Below are 1611 nucleotides of genomic sequence, written 5' to 3'. Positions count from 1 at the left end.
TCAATCCAGACCCTCAGATCACCGTAGATCGCATCATCGCTGCTGATCGCACCGTCACCGTTGGAGTCCAGCTCTCTGAGCGCAGCGTAGCCATCCGACGCTTTCTCGCCATTAGACAGTCGGGTCGATGAACCGAAGAGTTCAGAGCCATCGTTGATCTGTCCATCGTGGTTGCGGTCCAGTACCAGCAATCCGTCACCACCACTGACCCAGCCTGTGTTGATCGCTGCACCATCGTCAAACAAGTCGAACTTGACGCCAGCGTCGATGCTCTGCGTTCTCACACCGTCTCCGTTCAAGTCCAAGATGATGGGCGTGCCCGTCGTCAGGTATTGGTAGGCGTTGGTCGTAAATGCCGGAATCTGGGCAGAGGTAAATGCCTCTACTTGCGTCGTCGAGAGAACCATGGTCTGCGCCGACGTAATCACTCCGATCTGGGTTGTGGTCAGTGCTTCGAGATCCACCGTTTCAAAAGCCACGATCTGATCGGTAGTCAGGGCTTGCACGGCATTGGTGGACAGCGCCATGGCTTGTGCCGTGGACAAGGAAACGATCTGATCAGTAGTCAAGCTCACGATCTGAGCAGTCGTCAGAGCGGCGATTTGAGCAGTAGTCAGCGTGGGGATATACAAGCCCAACGAAGGAAGCACAGCAAGCTGTGCCGACGTCAGCGCTGCATATTGATCGGTAGTCAACGCAATGACCTGTGTAGTCGTCAGCACACTGATTTCCAACGTTGTAAGCGCTACGACCTGCGACGTCGAGAGCGTCACCAAGTCCTGCGTTTCAATGGCGCGCACCTGCGCCGTGGACAGTGCCGCCAGCTCATTGGTGGACAGGGTCGGAAATTGATCCGTACTCAGCGCCACAATTTGCGCTGTGGTTAGTGCCTTGACTTGGCTTTGCGTGAGGCTAGCAACGTCCACCGTTTCCATCGCCACGATTTGGTCCGTGGTCAACGCTACGACGCTGGACGTTGGAAATGCCGGTACTTGGCTTGTCGTCAGCGCCACGATCTGGTCTGTCGTCAGCGCCGCGATATCACTAGTATTCAACGCAACAATTTGCGAAGTCAAAAAGACACTGATACCCGTGGTGGTAAATGCCTGGATTTGCTCGGTTGTCAGGCTAGCGATTTGTGCAGGCGTCAGCGCTTGCACCTGGGCCGTGGTCAAAGCAGCAATTTGCGCAGTGGTGAGAGACCATGCGGGAGGACTAACAGCCGCAGGCGCTTGGTTACCTTGCGAGATACCAAGCAGATCATCGAACCACCGCCCTAGATCAAAGAGACTATTCGACAAAGATCCAAATAATTTCTCTCCGTACGGTGATCCAAACAGCAGCGTTAGAAACCACAACATAGTTCATGGACCTAGTCATGGCACATCAGCCCCTGGATTGGCTATGAAAGGAGCATGAGCCATCCTTTGCATTACGTTCCCCAGTGAGCTGATGGTTCGCCACATAGACTTCAAATCAGGTCTTGCCCCCTGTTGTCAGCATATCCCCAGCCTGTGGGTCCTGAATGCCGGTGAGTTTCAAGGATGTCGTGGTCGGCACCCCCAGTGACGGGCTACCCATCGCAGTTCCATTCACATCGAACTGTTTCAT

At 54.5% G+C, this 1611-nt stretch carries 1 pseudogene; it reads right to left on the bottom strand.

Annotation, left to right across the window (positions count from 1 at the left end):
* A pseudogene (locus J2X15_RS21195) lies at positions 1 to 1361 on the bottom strand (heme utilization protein); the annotation flags it as partial.
* Between the last annotated feature and the right edge of the window lie 250 nt (positions 1362 to 1611).

The organism is Rhodoferax saidenbachensis (assembly GCF_031457975.1).
In the GTDB taxonomy this organism is placed as follows: domain Bacteria; phylum Pseudomonadota; class Gammaproteobacteria; order Burkholderiales; family Burkholderiaceae_C; genus Allorhodoferax; species Allorhodoferax saidenbachensis_A.
Note: the sequence above shows the minus strand (reverse complement) of the source record. Positions and strands in the feature narration are given on the sequence as shown.